This is a genomic window from Xenophilus sp. Marseille-Q4582 (genome assembly GCF_916700565.1).
GTDB lineage: Bacteria > Pseudomonadota > Gammaproteobacteria > Burkholderiales > Burkholderiaceae_C > Xenophilus.
In genome coordinates this window covers 741,310-757,975 of sequence record NZ_CAKAKO010000006.1, presented here as the reverse complement: position 1 = coordinate 757,975, position 16,666 = coordinate 741,310, and the positions used below count along the sequence as shown (strand labels likewise).

Genomic DNA, 16,666 nt, shown 5'->3' with positions numbered 1-16,666 from the left:
CCGAAGGAGCCGGTGGCCGCTCCTCAGTTCTGGGTCGGTGCGGGCTTCATCGACTCCTGCAGCGCCTTGAGCGGATCGTCCGGCGTGGCTTCGGGCGCATCGCTGCTGCTGCCCGGCGCGGCGGATTCCGGCGCCGGCTGACCAGGGCTTTGCGGCTCGCTGGAGCCGTAGCCTTCGTCGGAGCCATAGCCTTCATCGGAACCATAGCCTTCGCCCGAGCCATAGCCGCTGTCGGGGGACGGCTGCAGGCTTTCGCGCATCTGGTCGCCGATGGCCTTCATGTCGTATTCCTGCACCTTGTCCAGGCTGCCCGTGACCAGGTTCGGGAAGGCGATCATCACGCCGACCATGAACAGCTGAATGATCAGGAAGGGAATGGCGCCCTTGTAGATCTGCATGGTCGTGACCGGGTCCATCACCTTCTTGGTCACGCGGTCCACGTAAGGCTTGTCGGGCGCCACGGAGCGCAGGAAGAACAGCGCGAAGCCGAAAGGCGGGTGCATGAACGAGGTCTGCATGTTCATGGCCAGCAGCACGCCGAACCAGATCAGGTCGATGCCCAGCTTGTCGGCCACGGGCGCCAGCAGCGGCACCACGATGAAGGACAGCTCGAAGTAGTCCAGGAAGAAGGCCAGGAAGAAGACCAGGATGTTGACGACGATCAGGAAGCCGACCTGGCCGCCCGGCAGGCTGGCCAGCAGGTGCTCCACCCAGATCGGGCCGTCGGCGGCCTGGAACACCAGGCCGAAGACCGTGGCGCCGATCAGGATGAACATCACGAAGCTGCCCAGCTTGGTGGTGGCCGCGAGGGCCTGCTTGAGCAGCTTCATGTCCAGGCGCTTGCGCACCCAGGCCATGATCAGCGCGCCCATGGCGCCCATGGCGCCGCCTTCGGTGGGGGTGGCGATGCCCAGGAAGATGGTGCCCAGCACCAGGAAGATCAGCAGCAGCGGCGGGATCAGCACGAAGGTCACGCGCTCGGCCAGGCGGGACAGCAGGCCCAGCTTGGCGTACTTGTTGAGCAGCGCGATGACCAGCGCCACGAAGGCGCCACCGCACATGGCGACCACGATCTTCTCGTCGGTGGCGACCGAGGTCACTTCCTTGTCCAGCCACCAGCTGTGGACCTCGGGCATGTGGCGGGCCAGGAAGACCGACACCAGGAAGGAGATCACCATCAGCACCAGCAGCGACTGGTAGCCGCCGCTGCCGTTGGCCTCGCGGTACACACGGGCCTCGGCCGGCAGCGCCGGCACGCTGGCCGGCTTGAAGATGGCGAGGCCGGCGATATAGGCCACGTAGCAGCCCATCAGCATGAAGGCCGGCACGAAGGCGCCCTTGTACATGTCGCCCACGCTGCGGCCCAACTGGTCGGCCATGATGATCAGCACCAACGAAGGCGGCAAAATCTGCGCCAGCGTGCCGGATGCGGCGATCACGCCACTGGTGAACTTCCGGTCATAGCCGTAGCGCAGCATGATGGGCAGCGAGATCAGGCCCATGGAGATCACGGAGGCGGCGACCACGCCCGTGGTGGCGGCCAGCAGCGCGCCCACGAAGACCACCGCCAGCGCCAGGCCGCCGCGCATCGGGCCGAACACCTGGCCGACCGTGTCGAGCAGGTCCTCGGCCATGCCGCTGCGCTCCAGGATCAGGCCCATCAGGGTGAAGAAGGGCACGGCCAGCAGCGTGTCGTTGGCCATGATGCCGATCAGGCGCTGCGGCAGCCAGGCCAGCACGGAGGACGGGAACACGCCCAGCTCGATGCCGATGATGCCGAAGGTGAGGCCGCAGGCCCCGAGGCTGAAGGCCACGGGAAAGCCCAGCAGCAGGAACACGATCAGCCCCGCGAACATGATCGGGGCGAAATTGGTGGTGATGAACTCCACTTGGATGCTCCCTCGTTCTCAGCGTGCGGCCGCGGCGCCGGGGGCCTGGGCGGCTTCTTGCTCGGCACGCTGGCGCAGCACCTCGGCCAGTTCTTCCTCGGCGCTCTTCTCGCCCGGCTTGATGGTCGGGTCGGGGCCGTCGCCGGTCAGGAAGGCGATACGCTTGATCAGCTCGGACCAGCCCTGCAGCATCAGCAGCGTGAAGCCGACGGGCAGCGCCAGCCACACGGGCCATCGGATCAGCCCGCCCGAGTTGCCGGACATCTCGCCGGTGGCGTACTGCTGCATCGTCATCGGCACCGTGTAGTACAGCACCAGCAGGCACAGGGGCGTGAGGAAGAGCGCGAAGCCGACGATGTCGATCCAGATCTGCGCCTTCTTGGGCAGGCGGCTGTTCAGCACGTCGATGCGCACGTGCTCGCGCTGCAGCAAGGTGAAGCCCGCGGCCACCAGGAAGGACCATGCGAACAGGTACCACTGCACTTCGAGGAAGGCGTTGGAACTGGTGCGGAAGATGTAGCGGACCAGCGCATTGAGCGCGCTGATGGCGGTGGATGCCATGATCAGCCAGATCACGACCTTGCCGACCTGCGCGTTCATCCAGTCGATGGCGCGCGAGAGCTTGAGCAAGCCTTGCATGTCTACTCCAATTTATAAAGGGCGGTACCCTGATACGAACGCACCCGACGCGCCGGCCTTGTGTGCCAACGGATCGGGTGCGTGAGGCGGCAGAATTTTAGTTGTACCCGGATGTTGCCCGCCGCCGGGGTATCCCCGCGGGTGGGCCGGTTGCGGCACTGCGCCCGCAATAATGTGCGGATGGATGAATCCCAGCGGGACCGCCGCGCAGAGCCGAGCGCCTATCTGACGCCAGTGGGCTCCATCGATGCGCCCGCCATGCGCGGCGCCGGCGCCGAACTGCTGTCGCTCGCGCTGATCGACGCGCGCAACCACACGCTGCACCTGCTGTCGCAGTTCGAGCAGGCGCTGGGATCGGCCGAGCTGCGGCTGCCCGCGGCGCTGCCGGATCACCTGCCGCCGCCGCGCTGGCTGGCCGGCCACCTGGGCTGGTTCGCCGAAGCCTGGATCGCGCGCAACACGCAGCGCGCGCTCGGCGCGGCCTGCCCCGCGCGGCCGACCCGGCTGGCCTCGCTGGACCCGGGCGCCGACGCCGCCTGGGACCCGCAATGCTGCCCGCCTGCGCAGCGCAACGGCCCCGACGTGCCGGGCATGGCCGAAGCGCGCGCCTACCTGCTCGAAACGCTGGAAGGCACGCTGGAGCTGCTGGAGCGGGCCGACATGAGCGACGCCGGCCTGTACTTCTACCGCCTCGCGCTGTTCCACGAAGACCTGCGCAGCGAACAGCTGCTGGTGGTCGCGCAGACGCTGGGCCTGTCGCTGGGTTGGGAGCCGCCGGCGCCGGGCGCCGCCCGCGAAGCCCTGGGGCTGCCGGCCACGCGCTGGACCCTGGGCGCGGGATCGTCGCCGGGCTTTCACTGGGCGCAGGAAAGCGGGCAACTCGCGCTGGCGGTGCCGGAGTTCGAAATCGATGCCCAGCCCGTGAGCTGGCAGCAGTACGCCGAATTCGTGGCCGATGGCGGCTACGACCGCGAAGCGCTCTGGCACCCCGAGGGCTGGGCCTGGCGGCAGGCGCAGGCGCGTCGCGCGCCGCGCCATGTGGCGCAGATCGGCACCGGCCGCGGCCCGGGCGGCGAGGGCGGCGGCGTGCTCGTGCAGCGCTTCGGCCGCATGGTGCGCGCCGCCGGCACGCAGCCCGCGCAGCACCTGAGCTGGTGGGAGGCCGATGCCTGGGCGCGCTGGGCCGGCCGCCGGCTGCCGGGCGAGGCCGAATGGGAGATCGCCGCCGTCACGGCCGCGCGCCGCGGCTTCCGCTGGGGCGAGGTGCGCGAATGGGTGGCGCAGCCGCTGGCGCCCTGGCCCGGCTTCACCGCCGACCCCTGGAGCGCCGGGAGCGAGTTCGATCCGGTGCCGGCCTTCGGCCGCGCGCGCGTGCTGCGCGGCGCCAGCTTTGCCACGCGGGCCCGCGCGCGCAGCGAGCGCGCCCGCGACTTTGCGCTGCCCGGGACGGACACCGGCTTCACGGGCTTTCGCACCTGCGCGCTGTGAGCGTGCCGCCGGCACCTTCCGGCGACCGCCCGCGCTGCTTCAGCCCAGCATGTCGCGGATGCGGTGCGCCAGCTCGTCCACGCGAAAGGGCTTGCTGATCATCTCCATGCCCGTGCCCAGGAAGCTGCCCCGGTTCGTGGCGTATTCCGAGTAGCCCGTCATGAACAGCACGCGCAGCGCCGGGCGGTGCAGGCGGGCGATCTCGGCCAGCTGCCGCCCGTTCACCCCGGGCAGGCCCACGTCGCTCACCAGCAGGTCGATGCGCGCGTCCGAGCGCAGGATGGGCAGCGCGGCGCGGCCGTCGGCCGCCTGCAGCGCGCGGTAGCCCAGCTCGTCCAGCACCTCCAGCACCAGCAGGCGCACGCCCGGGTCGTCCTCGACCACCAGCACCACCTCGCCCTGGCCCTGCGGCAGCGCGGCAGGCTCGGCGCGGGGCGCCTCGGCCTGGACCCCGCGCGCATGCGGCAGCAGCAAGGACACGGTGGTGCCGCGCCCCGGGCTGCTGTCGATGCGCACATGGCCGCCGGCCTGCTGCGCGAAGCCGTAGATCATCGACAGGCCCAGCCCCGTGCCCTGGCCGATGGGCTTGGTGGTGAAGAACGGGTCGAAAGCCTGGGCCAGCACGTCGGCCGACATGCCGGTGCCGGTGTCGCGCACCGCGATCACCAGGTAGGGCCCGGGCGCGAGGCCATCGATGTTCTGCACCTCGGCCGCGCCCAATTCCGTGTTGCGGGTCGACAGGTGCAGTTCGCCGCCGTGCGGCATGGCGTCGCGCGCGTTGATGGCGAGGTTCAGGATCGCGCTTTCGAGCTGGCTTTCATCGCCGAAGGCGGGGCAGGCATCGGGCGCGAGCTGCATGCGCAGCTGGATCTGCTCGCCCAGCGTGCGCGTCAGCAGCTCTTCCATCGAGCCGATCAGCGCGTTCACGTCCACCGCGCGCAGGTCCAGCGACTGCCTGCGCGAGAAGGCCAGCAGCCGCTGCACCAGCGAGGCCGCGCGCTGGGCAGATTGCGTGGCGCTGTCCATGAAGCGCTCCAGGTCGTCCACCTGGCCCTTGGCCACCCGGCGGCGCATCACTTCCAGCGCGCCGGTGATGCCCTGCAGCATGTTGTTGAAGTCGTGCGCGATGCCGCCCGTGAGCTGGCCGATGGCCTCCATCTTCTGGCTGTGGCGCAGCCGCTGTTCCGATTCGCGCATGGCCGTCACGTCCCGGCCCACGGCATGGATGAAGCCTTCGTGCGGCACGGCCGACCACGACAGCGTGCGCAGGCTGCCGTCCTTGTGCATCCAGCGGTTCTCGAAGCGCGTGAGCACCTGGCCCTGGTTGACGCGCTGCATCTGGCTGGCCGAGAGCTGCCGGTCGTCCTCGACCACGAAGTCCAGGATCTGCCGGCCCAGCAGTTCCGCTTCGGTCCAGCCCAGCAGGGCATGCCACGCGGGATTCACGGCTTCGATGCGGCCTGCCAGATCGGTGACCACCATGGCCTCGGTGGCCAGGCGCCAGAGCCGGTCGCGTTCGCGCGTGCGCTGCTCCACGCGCTGCTCCAGTGTGGCGTTGAGCCGCTGCAGTTCCAGGCGCGATTCGTGGCGCTCGGTCACGTCCTGCACCACGCCGCGCATCAGCACGGGCCGGCCCTGCGCGTCGTTCACGATCTCCGCGCGCCGCGCCACCCAGCGGCGCGCACCGTCGTCGGCGCGCAGGATCGGGTACTCGACGGCCAGCGGCGCATGGCCGGCGCGGCGGCTGGCCGAGTCCGACATCGGGTCGCCGGGGTCCTGCGGGTCCTGCGGGGCGCGCAGCGCCTCGATCCGCGCGGACGGGATCACGCTCTGCTCGGGCAGGCCGAAGATGCGGCAAAAGCCCGGCGAGGCATAGACGCAGTCGTGGAGGATGTCGAGCTGGAACACGCCCACGCCGCCGGCGTCCTGGGCCATGCGCCATTGCGCATTCAGCTCGCGCAGGCGCGCCTCGTTGAGCGCCAGCGCCTGCGTGGCACGCACCCGCTGCGTGGTTTCGCTGACGATGCACAGGACGCCGCCCACGGCGCCATCGGCTTGGCGGATCGGCGAATAGGAGATGTCGAAGAACACCTCTTCCAGGTGGCCGTGGCGGTTGATGTGGAAAGGCCGGTCGCGGGCCGACACGGTCTCGCCCAGCGAATAGACGCGGTCGAGCAGCGGCTGCAGGTCGTCCCACAGCTCACCCCAGTGCTCGATGGCGGGCCGGCCCATGGCGCCCGGGTGCTTGGCGCCAATGGTGGGCGCATAGGCATCGTTGTAGAAGGCCACGAACTCCGGCCCCCAGAACAGCACGATCTGCGCTTGCGAAGGCAGCGCCAGGTCCAGCACCGAACGCAGGGCGGCGGGCCACGCTTGGGGCTCGCCCAGCGGTGTGGCGTGGGCGTGCAGGCTGCGGATGCGCGCGGCGGCCTCTCCGGAGACATGGGGCCAGACGGCGGGGGAAGGCGCGGAATGCATGAGGGGGCGGGCGATGTGGGCGCGATTGTGCGAAGCGCCTCCCCCCACGCCTGTCAGCCGGAGGCGCGAACGCGGCCCCGGTCCGCGCAGGCCCGGGCGCGGCCACTTCCGCCGGGCCAGCCAGCCCGGCTCAGCCCACCACGCGGCCGTGGTCCATGCGCACCACGGCCTGGGCCAGTGCGTCCACATCCTGCGGATCGTGGGTCACGATCAACGCCGGCACCGGCACGCGCGCCAGCATCTCCGCCAGTTCGGCGCGCAGCCGTGCGCGCAGCGGTGCGTCCAGTGCGGACAGCGGCTCGTCCAGCAGCAGCAGTTGCGGCTGCGCCGCCAGCGCGCGCGCCAGGGCCACGCGCTGGCGCTGGCCGCCCGACAGATCGCGCGGCAGGGCGCCCCGCAGCGTGGCGATGTCGAAGCGCTGCAGCAGGCCGTCGATCTGTGCCGCCGCCTCCGGCGTCCGTGCGCCGAAGCGCAGGTTCTGCAGCACCGTCATGTGCGGGAACAGGGCGTAATCCTGGAACAGGTAGCCGATACGGCGCCGGCGCGCGGGCAGGTCCACGCCGGCCGCGCTGTCGAGCAGCACACGGCCCTGCACGCGCACATGGCCGCGCGCGCCCGGCAGCAGCCCGGCCACGATCTGCAGCAAGGTGGACTTGCCCGAGCCCGAGGCGCCCAGCAGCGCCGTGCGCGGCGCCTCGCTGCGAAAGGCGGCGTCCAGCGCGAAGCGGCGTTCGCCGGCGCGCAGCAGGGCCTGCACGTGCAGGTCCAGAACGGGGGCGGAGGGGGGCGGGCTTGCGCGCAAGGGGGAAGACTCAGTGTCTGGGCTGCAGCAGCCGGCTGGCGACGACCAGCAGCACGATGCACACGGCCGAGATCAGCAGGGTCAGGCGCAGGGCGAGGGGATCGTCGCCGGCCTGCACCGCGCTGTAGACGGCCACCGACAGCGTCTGCGTGCGCCCGGGCAGGTTGCCCGCGATCATCAGGGTGGCGCCGAACTCGCCCATGGCGCGCGCGAAGGTCAGCGCCAGGCCGGCGCCGATGCCGCGCAGGGCCAGCGGCAGGCTGATGCGCAGGAACACTTCCCACTCGGGAGCGCCCAGCGTGCGTGCGGCCTGCGCGAAGCGGGCGTCGGTGTCCTCGAAGGCCGCGCGCGCGGCCTTGTAGATCAGCGGCAGGGCCACCACGGCCGCGGCCAGCACGGCGCCCTGCCAGGTGAAGAGCAGCGTGATGCCGAAGCTGCTTTCCAGCCACCGGCCCAGTGGTCCCTGGCGGCCCACGAGCACGATCAGGTAATAGCCCACCACCGTGGGCGGCAGCACCATGGGCAGCACCAGCGCGGCATCGATCACCGCATGGCCCGCAAAGCGCCGCCGCGCCATCCACCAGCCCAGACCGACGCCCAGCACGCCGGCCAGCAGCGTGGCCAGTAGCGCGACCTTGAGCGTGAGCCAGAGGGGCGTCAGCATGCGGCGAAAGAACTCAGAAGGTGTGAATGAATCCCGCGTGGCCGAGCAGACCGTCCAGGGGTGCGCCATCGAGGCGCAAAGCGCAGCCATAGCTCGGGCTATGGCGAGCATTTGCAACGATGAGGGCGTGCACCTGGGCGGGATGAGCGGGCATGTGGGGTTCGTTCACACCTTCTCAGGGCAGCCATGGGACCGGCTTGGCCGGACCGTCGGGTGTGCTTCCATCGCGCAGCAGAGGGCGTCGCCGTGCAGCGGCCTGGGGGGGACTCATTGGACGGCGCTGAAACCGAAGCCCTGCAGGATCTTCTGCCCCTGGGCGCCGCGCACGAAGGCGATGAAGGCCTGGGCCGTGGCGGCCTGCCTGCTGGCCGCCACCTGCGCGATGGGGTAGCTCACGGGCGTCTGCGTGGGCACGGCGAAGGCGATGCGTGTCTCGTCCTTGCGGTGGATGGCGTCGGTGCGGTAGACGAAGCCGGCGTCCACCTCCTGGCGCGCCACGTAGTCCAGCACCTGGCGCACGCTCTCACTGAAGATCCACTTCGGTTGCAGCGCGGCCGTCAGGCCGGCCTGTTCGACGACGGTCTGCGTGTAGCGGCCCACGGGCACCGAGGCCGGCGTGCCGGTGGCGATGCGCTTGTAGGCATCGCTTTCCAGGTCCTTGAGCTCGGCCGGGGTCTGTGTGCGCTTGGCCGGCACGATCAGCACCAGCTCGTTGCGCACGAAGTCGGCGCGCGAGCCCTCGGCGATCAGCCGGGCCGCCACGGCCTTGTCCATGGTCGGCTGGTCGGCCGAGGCGAACACGTCCACCGGCGCGCCTTGCTGCATCTGGGCCAGCAGCGCGCCCGAGGCGGCGAAGTTGAACGTGACCTTGTGGCCCGGGTGGGCCTGTTCGAAGGCCTGGCCCACGGCCTGGAAGGCGTTGGTGAGGCTGGCTGCGGCCGACACCACGATCTCCTGGGCCCAGGCGGCGCCGCCGCCCAGGCCCAGGACGGCCGCAAGGCCGAGGTGGCGCAGCAAGCGCAGGCGGGGGCGTGCCGGCATGTCGATGTCCTTTTCGCTATTCATGGAAGGAATAGCGAAATGTAGCAGCATCCGCCGGCCGGCATGCTGGGCCCGGCCGCACAATGCGCGCCATGCAAGACCGCCCGCAAGACCGCGGCGCGCTGAGTGCCGCCCTGGGCCACAGCGCGACCGACAAGCGCATCGAGATCCTGCGCGGCATCGGCCGCACGGGCAGCATTTCGCAGGCCGCCCGCGACGCCGGCGTGAGCTACAAGGCCGCCTGGCAGGCCGTGGCCACGCTCACCAACCTGGCCGGTGTGCCCCTGGTGGAGCGCGTGGTGGGCGGCGCCGGCGGCGGCGGCGCGCGCCTGACGGCGCAAGGCCAGGCGCTGCTGCAGATGGCCCAGGCCTATGACCGCGCGCGGCGCGCCCTCGCCGGCCCGCAAGCCGAAGGCCGCGGCGCCGGCAGCGCCGCGGCCAGCCTGCGCGTGCGCACCAGCATGCGCAACCAGCTGCCCGGCACCATCGAAGCCCTGCAAATTCGCGGCCGGCAGGTGCTGGTATGGATGCGGCTGGGCGACGGCGCGGCCGAAGGCGCCGGGGCGCCGGCGGCCCGCCTAACGGCCGCCGTCACGCAGGAGAGCGCGCAGCTGCTGGGCCTGCAGGCGGGCCTGCCCGCCCTCGCGCTGTGCAAGGCGACGGCCGTGCGCGTGCAGGCGCTGGACGGCGCGCCGGGCGAGGGCGCGGGCGTGAATGCGCTGGCGGGCACGGTGGCGCGGGTGTCACGCGCGCGAGCCGCCGATCAGGGCGCCGACCAGGGCGACGAGCTGGGCGTGCGGTTGGCCGGCTGCGGGCTGGAACTGGTGGGCTTCGCGGCACCGGGCGTGTCCCTGCGCCGCCGCCAGCGGGTATGGGCGCGGCTGGAAGCCTCGGCCGTGGTCCTGGCCCTGCCGGGCTGAGAAGGTGTGAACGAACCCCACATGCCCGCTCATCCCGCCCAGGTGCACGCCCTCATCGTTGCAAATGCTCGCCATAGCCCGAGCTATGGCTGCGCTTTGCGCCTCGATGGCGCACCCCTGGACGGTCTGCTCGGCCACGCCGGATTCATTCACACCTTCTGAGCCGACGGCCATTTGGTGTCAGCCGGCGAGCTGCGCCAAGGGGGCGCGCACGTCGTCGGCGCGGGTCGGGCGCACGACGCGCGCGACCTCCTGGCCGTCGCGCAGGAAGATCAGCGTGGGCCAGAGCTTGACGCCGAAGCTGCGCCCCAGCGGGATGCCGCTGCCGTCTTCCAGCTTCATGTGGCGCAGGCCCGCGGGCGCCTCGGCCAGGGCCTCGGCGATCACCGGCTGGGCCGCCTTGCAGATGCCGCACCAGTTGGCGCCGAATTCCAGCACGGTGAGGCCGGGCTGCGCGTCCACCTCGTCGCGCTTGGGATGGTCGGTGGCGTAGGGAGTCGTCATGGAGCGATTGTGGGCCCGCACGCATCGAGGGCCTGTCGGCCCATGCGCCGCGCCCCTGGCGGAAGCCGGCCGTCGCCGGCGGAGGGGACAGCTGCCTGCTAGCGCCGCCGGCGGCCGGCGCCGAGCTGCCGATAGACGGTCGCGCGGCTCACGCCCAGCGCGCGCGCGGCCTCGGCCACGTTGCCATGCGCATCGCGCACGGCCTGCTCGATCATGCGGCCCTGCAACTCGCGCAGGCCGGGCGTGGCGCGCACCCCGCCGCCGGCGCCGGTGCTGCGCGCGCCGGGCCCGGGGCGCCAGGCCCGCGCCTGCAGCCGCAGTCCAGACCACAGCGGCAGCTCCACCGCCTGCGGATGCCGCGCCGCCGCGTCGAAGAGCAGGTCGACGGGCACGGCCAGCAGCTCGCCCGCGTGCGTGTCGCCGGGCGCGCCGGCGCGCAGGGGCAGCAGCTGCCGCGCGGTGCTGTTCGCGCCCAGCACGCGGCCGTCCGCGTCGAGCGCCATCACGCCGTCGTCCACGGGCGGCGATCCGTCCTCCAGCCCCGGCGCGCCGAGGCAGCCGGGCCAGTTGAACTGCAGCCACAGGGCGGCGGGCAGCGCCTTGAGCAGCCCATGCCCGATGGCGCCCGCGGCCTGCCGGGCCAGGTGCTGCAGTTCGGGGCGTTCGGGCACGTCCACGCCCGTGAGATCCAGCATGCCCGCGCACTGCCCCTGCGGATCGAACAGCGGCGCGCCGGCGCAGGTGTAGACCTGCGTGTCGTCGAAGAAATGCTCGCCGCGGTGCAGCCACACGGTGCGCCGCTCGGCCAGCGCCAGGCCGATGGCCGTGGTGCCCACGGCGGCTTCCGACAGGTCGACGCCCACGCGCGCGATGTCCTGCGCGGCGCGCGGCGCGTCGGGCGGCACGGCCGCGGTCTCGATGACCTGGCCTTGCGCGTCGGTGAGCATGGCGAAGTAATGCGTGCCCGCGATGGCGCGCGCGAGCTGGGCCAGCACGGGCGCGGCCGCCTCGCGCAGGGGGCGCTGCCGCTCCTCGGCCTCGCGCCGCCGGTGCAGCGGCACGGGGTCGAACACGATGCGCTGGCCCGGCCGCCGGCCCGCGGCCAGGCAGCGCTGCCAGGAGCGCGTGATGGCGCTGTCGATGCCCGCGGCGGCGGTGCCGGCGGCCGGCACGCGCTCGCCCAGCAGCCAGTGGCGCCGCGCGAGCGCGATGGCGTCGCCGCGCGTGAAGCCGGTGGGATCGGGCAGGCAGGCGGCCATGGCGCTTGTGTCGTCAGCTTTGGTGGTCTTGCCGCTTGCGAGTGCGCGCGGCGGTGGGGCTGTTCCATTTTGAGAATTTCCAGCCGGGGCCGCAACGAACCTCGGGTTTTGCCTAGGCGCTGCGGCCGGTGCGCCTGTCGACCATGCATGGGCCGCAAGCCTGCGGCGTGCCCGAGCGCAGCGCCTGCCACGCTCCCGGCGCGCGGCAGGGCCCCAGCCATCTCATCACACGGAGACAGCCAGCATGCAGGTATCCCTCACCGTCAACGGGCGCGAGGTGTCCATCGACGCGCCGCCCCACACCCTCCTGGTCTACGCCCTCCGCGATCACCTGCGGCTCACGGGCACGCACGTGGGCTGCGACACGGCGCAATGCGGCGCCTGCACCGTGCACCTGAACGGGCGCGCCATCAAGAGCTGCAACGTGCTGCTCGCCCAGGTGGCGGGCGCCGAAGTCACGACCATCGAAGGCCTGGCGCAGAAAGACGGCACGCTGCATCCCATGCAGGCCGCGTTCAAGGAATGCCACGGCCTGCAGTGCGGCTTCTGCACGCCGGGCATGGTGATGAGCGCCATCGACCTGTGCCAGCAGCATCCGAATGCCGACGCGCAGCAGGTGCGTGCACTGCTGGACGGCAACCTGTGCCGCTGCACGGGCTACCAGAACATCGTCAAGGCCGTGCAGATGGGCGGGCAGGCGATGGCGTCGTCGCAACCGGCTTCGGCCTGAACCGGGAGAGTGGCCATGGGTGCTTCCGATTTCGCCAAGCTGCCGCACATCGGCGAGGCCGTGCGCCGCAAGGAAGACGCACGCTTCCTGACCGGGGCCGGCAACTACACCGACGACATCGTGCTGCCGAACCAGGCGCACGCGGTCTTCGTGCGCTCGCCGCATGCGCATGCGGCGATCCGCTCGGTCGACACGGCCGAGGCCGAGAAGATGCCCGGCGTGGTCGGCATCTTCAGCGGCAAGGACATCGACGGCAAGATGGGCGGGCTGCCCTGCGGCTGGCTCATCAACAATCCCGACGGCTCGCCGATGAAGGAGCCGCCACACCCCATCCTGGCCATCGGCAAGGTGCGCTACGTGGGCGACCACGTGGCCATGGTGGTGGCCGAGACCGCCGAGCAGGCCCGCAACGCCGCCGAGGCCGTGGTGGTCGACTATGAGGTGCTGCCGGCGCTCGTGAACGTGGCCGATGCCGCGAAGAAGCAGAGCGGGGTCACGATCCATGACGCCGCGCCCGACAACCAATGCTACAAGTGGACGCTGGGCAACAAGGCCGCCGTGGAGGCCGCCTTCGCGGGCGCGGCGCACATCACGAAGCTGGACCTGGTCAACAACCGCCTGATCCCCAACGCCATCGAGCCGCGCGTGGCCATCGCCGGCTACAACCGCGCCGGCGACGAGTACACGCTCTACGTGTCCAACCAGAACCCGCACGTCGAGCGCCTGCTGATGACGGCCTTCGTGTTGGGCCTGCCCGAGCACAAGGTGCGCGTGATCGCGCCCGACGTGGGCGGAGGATTCGGCTCCAAGATCTACCTCTATGCCGAGGACGTGGCCCTGACCTGGGCCAGCAAGCAGCTCAACCGCAACATCAAGTGGACGGCCGACCGCAGCGAGGCCTTCCTGAGCGATGCGCATGGCCGCGACCATCTGAGCCACGCCGAGATGGCGATGGACGCGGACGGCCACTTCCTGGCCATGCGCGTGCACACCGACGCGAACCTGGGGGCGTACCTGTCGACCTTCTCCACGGCCATTCCCACCATCCTCTACGCCACGCTGCTCGCGGGCCAGTACCGCACGCCGCAGGTGTACGTGGAAGTGGACGCCTGGTTCACCAACACCGCGCCGGTCGACGCCTACCGCGGCGCGGGCCGGCCCGAGGCCACCTACCTGCTGGAGCGCCTGGTCACGCGCTGCGGCTGGGAGATGGGCCTGGGCCAGGACGAGATCCGCAAGCGCAACTTCATCACCGAGTTCCCGTACCAGACGCCCGTGGCGCTGCAGTACGACGTGGGCGACTACCACGCCTGCATGAAGCGCGCGCAGGAACTGGCGGAGGTGAGCGGCTTCGAGGCGCGCCGGGCCGCGAGCGAGCGGGCCGGCAAGCTGCGCGGCATCGGCTACAGCAGCTACATCGAGGCCTGCGGCCTGGCGCCGTCGAACATCGCGGGTGCGCTGGGTGCGCGCGCGGGCCTGTTCGAGGCGGGCGAGGTGCGCGTGCATCCGACCGGCAGCGTAACGGTGTTCACCGGCTCGCACAGCCACGGCCAGGGCCATGAGACCACCTTCGCGCAGGTGGTGGCGGCGCGCCTGGGCATTCCGGTGGAGAACGTGGACGTGGTACACGGCGACACGGGCCGCATCCCCTTCGGCATGGGCACCTACGGCTCGCGCTCCATCAGCGTGGGCGGCGCGGCCATCATGCGCGCGCTCGACAAGATCGAGGCCAAGGCCAAGAAGATCGCCGCGCACCTGATGGAAGCGAACGACGCCGACATCGAGTTCGCGGGCGGCGAGTTCACCGTCAAGGGCACCGACAAGAAGATCCCCTTCGGCCAGGTGGCACTCACGGCCTACGTCCCGCACAACTACCCGCTCGACAAGCTGGAGCCGGGCCTGAACGAGACGGCCTTTTACGACCCGACCAACTTCACCTATCCGGCCGGCACCTACATCTGCGAGGTGGAGATCGACAAGGCCACGGGCGAAGTCAGGATCGACCGCTTCACCGCGGTGGACGACTTCGGCACCATCATCAACCCGATGATCGTGGAAGGCCAGGTGCATGGCGGCATCGTGCAGGGCATCGGCCAGGCGCTGATGGAGAACTGCGTCTACGACAGCGAGACCGGCCAGCTGCTCACGGGCAGCTTCATGGACTACGCCATGCCGCGCGCGGAGGACTTCCCCGAGTTCCGGCTCGACACGGTCTGCACGCCCTGCACGCACAACCCGCTGGGCACCAAGGGCTGCGGCGAGGCCGGGGCCATCGGCTCGCCGCCGGCAGTCATCAACGCCGTGCTCGACGCGCTGCGCCCGCTGGGCGTGAAGGACTTCGACATGCCGGCCTCGCCGGTGCGCGTGTGGGAAGCCATGCGCAAGGGCCGCACCAGCGCGACCCAGCAGCCCGAGCAGGCGCCGCTCACGGCCAGCACCCAGGGCCGTCCGACCTGAACGCGAGGAGACACAAGCCATGTATGCATTCACCCTCGAGCGCCCGCAGGCGCTGGCCGACGTGCAGAAGGCCGTGGCCGCCGGCGGCAAGCCGCTGGCCGGCGGACAGACGCTGCTCGCGTCGATGAAGCTGCGCCTGTCGGCCCATGAGCAGTTGGTGGACCTCGGTGCCTGTGCCGAGCTGCGCGGCATCCGCCGCGAGGGCGACGCGCTGGTGATCGGCGCCATGGCGCGCCATGCCGAGGTGGGCGCCAGCGACCTCGTGCGCAGCGCCTACCCCGCGCTCGCGGACCTCGCCTCGCGCATCGGTGATCGCCAGGTGCGCCAGATGGGCACGATCGGCGGCTCGGTGGCCAACAACGACCCGGCGGCCTGCTACCCGAGCGCGGTGCTGGCTTCGGGCGCCACGGTGCAGACGACGAAGCGCGAGATCGCGGCCGACGACTTCTTCCAGGGCCTGTTCACCACGGCGCTGGAAGAGGGCGAGCTGATCACCGCGATCCGCTTCCCGCTGCCGCAGCAGGCGGCCTACGAGAAGCTGCGCCAGAAGGCCTCGCACTTCCCGCTGGTCGGCGTGTTCGTGGCGCGCTTTGCCGGCAACGGCGTCCGCGTGGCGATCACGGGCGCGGGCAATGGCGTGTTCCGGCATGCGGGGCTCGAAGCGGCGCTGTCGAACAGCTTCACGCCCGAAGCGGCGGCAGGCGTGGCCATCGACGACAGCGGGCTCAACAGCGACCTGCACGCCACCGCCGCGTACCGCGCCCACCTCATCGGCGTGCTCGCCCAGCGCGCGGTGACCAAGGCGCTGGGATGAGGCGCGGCCGCCCCGGCATGCCGTGCTCCTTGCCCGATGGCTGATGCTTCGCTGAACGCCGCCGCCGCGCCATTCGGCTCCATCGATGCGCTGGTGCAGGGGCTGGCGGACTGCGGCTATCTGGCCGATCGCCGCCTGGCCACCGCCGTCTACCTGGCCCTCCGGCTCCAGCGGCCGCTGCTGCTGGAAGGCGAGCCCGGCGTGGGCAAGACCGAACTGGCCAAGGCCCTCGCGGCCGCGCTGCGGCGCGAGCTGCTGCGCCTGCAGTGCTACGACGGCCTGGAGCAGCGCGAGGCGCTGTACGAGTGGAACTACGCCGCGCAGCTGCTGCACATGCGCGCGGCCAAGGCCCGAGGGTCGGTCGAGGACATCGAGGCCGAGGTCCACCAGCCGCGCTACCTGATCCGCCGCCCCCTGCTGCAGGCGCTACAGGCGCCGCCTCCGGGCGCGGTGCTGCTGATCGACGAAGTGGACCGGGCCGATGAGCCTTTCGAGGCCTTCCTGCTCGAATACCTGGGCGAGTACCAGGTCAGCATCCCCGAGCTGGGCACGGTGCGCGCGGCGGTGCCGCCCGTGACGATCCTGACCAGCAACCGCACGCGCGAGCTGCATGACGCTGTCAAGCGCCGCTGTCTCTACCACTGGCTGGACTACCCCGCGCGCGAGCGCGAACTCGCCATCGTGCGCGCGCGGGTGCCGGACGCGGGCGCGGCGCTGTCGGCCCAGGTGGCCGATTTCGTGCAGCGCCTGCGCGGCCAGCCCTTCGCCAATGCCTTCCAGCGCGCCCCTGGCATCGCGGAAAGCGTCGAATGGGCGCGCGCGCTGGTGGCGCTGGACACCGTGTCGCTGGACCCGGAAGTGGTGGTGGACACGGCCGGCATCCTGTTCAAGCAGCGCGACGACGTGGCGGCCCTGAACGCGCAGCTGGCCACCGAACTGCTCGCGCCCGCCGACGGCGCCTGAGAAGGTGTGAACGAACCC

Annotated in this window: 14 protein-coding genes; 6 read left to right on the top strand and 8 right to left on the bottom strand. The window is 71.3% G+C overall.

Annotated elements, in window-relative coordinates; translation table 11 throughout:
* Positions 1-23 precede the first annotated feature (23 nt).
* Together LG388_RS23765 and LG388_RS23760 are read right to left on the bottom strand one after the other, a co-directional pair.
* Complete coding sequence (locus LG388_RS23765) at positions 24-1,889, bottom strand: TRAP transporter large permease subunit (RefSeq protein WP_225785019.1); 1,866 nt, start codon at positions 1,887-1,889, stop codon at positions 24-26.
* 18 nt (positions 1,890-1,907) lie between these two features.
* Positions 1,908-2,528 carry a TRAP transporter small permease subunit gene (locus tag LG388_RS23760; RefSeq protein ID WP_225785018.1) on the bottom strand — a complete coding sequence of 207 codons (621 nt, stop codon included), beginning with the start codon at positions 2,526-2,528 and terminating at the stop codon, positions 1,908-1,910.
* 180 nt (positions 2,529-2,708) lie between these two features.
* Here LG388_RS23760 and LG388_RS23755 point away from each other — a divergent pair, with 180 nt between their 5' ends.
* Positions 2,709-4,016: an SUMF1/EgtB/PvdO family nonheme iron enzyme gene (locus LG388_RS23755; protein WP_225785017.1), complete on the top strand. Its 1,308-nt coding sequence runs from the start codon at positions 2,709-2,711 to the stop codon at positions 4,014-4,016.
* Between the two features lie 39 nt (positions 4,017-4,055).
* On the opposite strand, the gene LG388_RS23750 is transcribed toward LG388_RS23755, so the two are convergent.
* The 4 genes from LG388_RS23750 to modA form a co-directional block, all read right to left on the bottom strand.
* Entirely contained in the window at positions 4,056-6,494 is a 2,439-nt protein-coding gene (locus LG388_RS23750; RefSeq protein ID WP_225785016.1) for a PAS domain S-box protein, read from the bottom strand.
* A 130-nt stretch (positions 6,495-6,624) separates the two neighbouring features.
* Complete coding sequence (locus tag LG388_RS23745) at positions 6,625-7,251, bottom strand: ATP-binding cassette domain-containing protein (protein ID WP_225785015.1); 627 nt, start codon at positions 7,249-7,251, stop codon at positions 6,625-6,627.
* Between the two features lie 55 nt (positions 7,252-7,306).
* Positions 7,307-7,960, bottom strand: a complete 654-nt coding sequence (modB, locus tag LG388_RS23740; protein ID WP_225785014.1) for a molybdate ABC transporter permease subunit — start codon at positions 7,958-7,960, stop codon at positions 7,307-7,309.
* Between the two features lie 267 nt (positions 7,961-8,227).
* A complete protein-coding gene (gene modA, locus LG388_RS23735; RefSeq protein WP_225785013.1) occupies positions 8,228-9,025 on the bottom strand; it encodes a molybdate ABC transporter substrate-binding protein in 798 nt (265 codons plus the stop codon).
* A 68-nt stretch (positions 9,026-9,093) separates the two neighbouring features.
* On the opposite strand from modA, the gene LG388_RS23730 reads away from it, so the two are divergent.
* Positions 9,094-9,921 (top strand): TOBE domain-containing protein, encoded by an 828-nt coding sequence (locus LG388_RS23730; protein ID WP_225785012.1) that lies wholly within the window; start codon positions 9,094-9,096, stop codon positions 9,919-9,921.
* Between the two features lie 180 nt (positions 9,922-10,101).
* On the opposite strand, the gene LG388_RS23725 is transcribed toward LG388_RS23730, so the two are convergent.
* Positions 10,102-10,425: a thioredoxin family protein gene (locus LG388_RS23725; RefSeq protein WP_225785011.1), complete on the bottom strand. Its 324-nt coding sequence runs from the start codon at positions 10,423-10,425 to the stop codon at positions 10,102-10,104.
* Positions 10,426-10,523: 98 nt separating this feature from the next.
* Entirely contained in the window at positions 10,524-11,684 is a 1,161-nt protein-coding gene (locus tag LG388_RS23720; protein ID WP_225785010.1) for a helix-turn-helix domain-containing protein, read from the bottom strand.
* Between the two features lie 244 nt (positions 11,685-11,928).
* Between LG388_RS23720 and LG388_RS23715 the strand changes: the two genes are divergently transcribed.
* The 4 genes from LG388_RS23715 to LG388_RS23700 are packed head-to-tail and all read left to right on the top strand — an operon-like array spanning position 11,929 to position 16,648.
* Positions 11,929-12,414: a (2Fe-2S)-binding protein gene (locus LG388_RS23715; protein ID WP_225785009.1), complete on the top strand. Its 486-nt coding sequence runs from the start codon at positions 11,929-11,931 to the stop codon at positions 12,412-12,414.
* A gap of 15 nt (positions 12,415-12,429) precedes the next feature.
* On the top strand, positions 12,430-14,871 hold the full coding sequence (locus LG388_RS23710; RefSeq protein WP_225785008.1) for a xanthine dehydrogenase family protein molybdopterin-binding subunit: 2,442 nt from the start codon (positions 12,430-12,432) through the stop codon (positions 14,869-14,871).
* A gap of 19 nt (positions 14,872-14,890) precedes the next feature.
* Positions 14,891-15,685: a xanthine dehydrogenase family protein subunit M gene (locus LG388_RS23705; protein WP_225785007.1), complete on the top strand. Its 795-nt coding sequence runs from the start codon at positions 14,891-14,893 to the stop codon at positions 15,683-15,685.
* Positions 15,686-15,721: 36 nt separating this feature from the next.
* Entirely contained in the window at positions 15,722-16,648 is a 927-nt protein-coding gene (locus LG388_RS23700) for a MoxR family ATPase (RefSeq protein WP_225785006.1), read from the top strand.
* Positions 16,649-16,666: the final 18 nt, after the last annotated feature.

What these genes read in the sequence shown, in the direction of transcription:
- LG388_RS23760 (WP_225785018.1), bottom strand. Translation starts at nt 2,528, where the DNA reads ATGCAAGGCTTGCTCAAGCTCTCGCGCGCCATCGACTGGATGAACGCG.
- LG388_RS23755 (WP_225785017.1), top strand. Translation starts at nt 2,709, where the DNA reads ATGGATGAATCCCAGCGGGACCGCCGCGCAGAGCCGAGCGCCTATCTG.
- LG388_RS23750 (WP_225785016.1), bottom strand. Translation starts at nt 6,494, where the DNA reads ATGCATTCCGCGCCTTCCCCCGCCGTCTGGCCCCATGTCTCCGGAGAG.
- modB (WP_225785014.1), bottom strand. Translation starts at nt 7,960, where the DNA reads ATGCTGACGCCCCTCTGGCTCACGCTCAAGGTCGCGCTACTGGCCACG.
- modA (WP_225785013.1), bottom strand. Translation starts at nt 9,025, where the DNA reads ATGAATAGCGAAAAGGACATCGACATGCCGGCACGCCCCCGCCTGCGC.
- LG388_RS23730 (WP_225785012.1), top strand. Translation starts at nt 9,094, where the DNA reads ATGCAAGACCGCCCGCAAGACCGCGGCGCGCTGAGTGCCGCCCTGGGC.
- LG388_RS23725 (WP_225785011.1), bottom strand. Translation starts at nt 10,425, where the DNA reads ATGACGACTCCCTACGCCACCGACCATCCCAAGCGCGACGAGGTGGAC.
- LG388_RS23720 (WP_225785010.1), bottom strand. Translation starts at nt 11,684, where the DNA reads ATGGCCGCCTGCCTGCCCGATCCCACCGGCTTCACGCGCGGCGACGCC.
- LG388_RS23715 (WP_225785009.1), top strand. Translation starts at nt 11,929, where the DNA reads ATGCAGGTATCCCTCACCGTCAACGGGCGCGAGGTGTCCATCGACGCG.
- LG388_RS23710 (WP_225785008.1), top strand. Translation starts at nt 12,430, where the DNA reads ATGGGTGCTTCCGATTTCGCCAAGCTGCCGCACATCGGCGAGGCCGTG.
- LG388_RS23705 (WP_225785007.1), top strand. Translation starts at nt 14,891, where the DNA reads ATGTATGCATTCACCCTCGAGCGCCCGCAGGCGCTGGCCGACGTGCAG.
- LG388_RS23700 (WP_225785006.1), top strand. Translation starts at nt 15,722, where the DNA reads ATGGCTGATGCTTCGCTGAACGCCGCCGCCGCGCCATTCGGCTCCATC.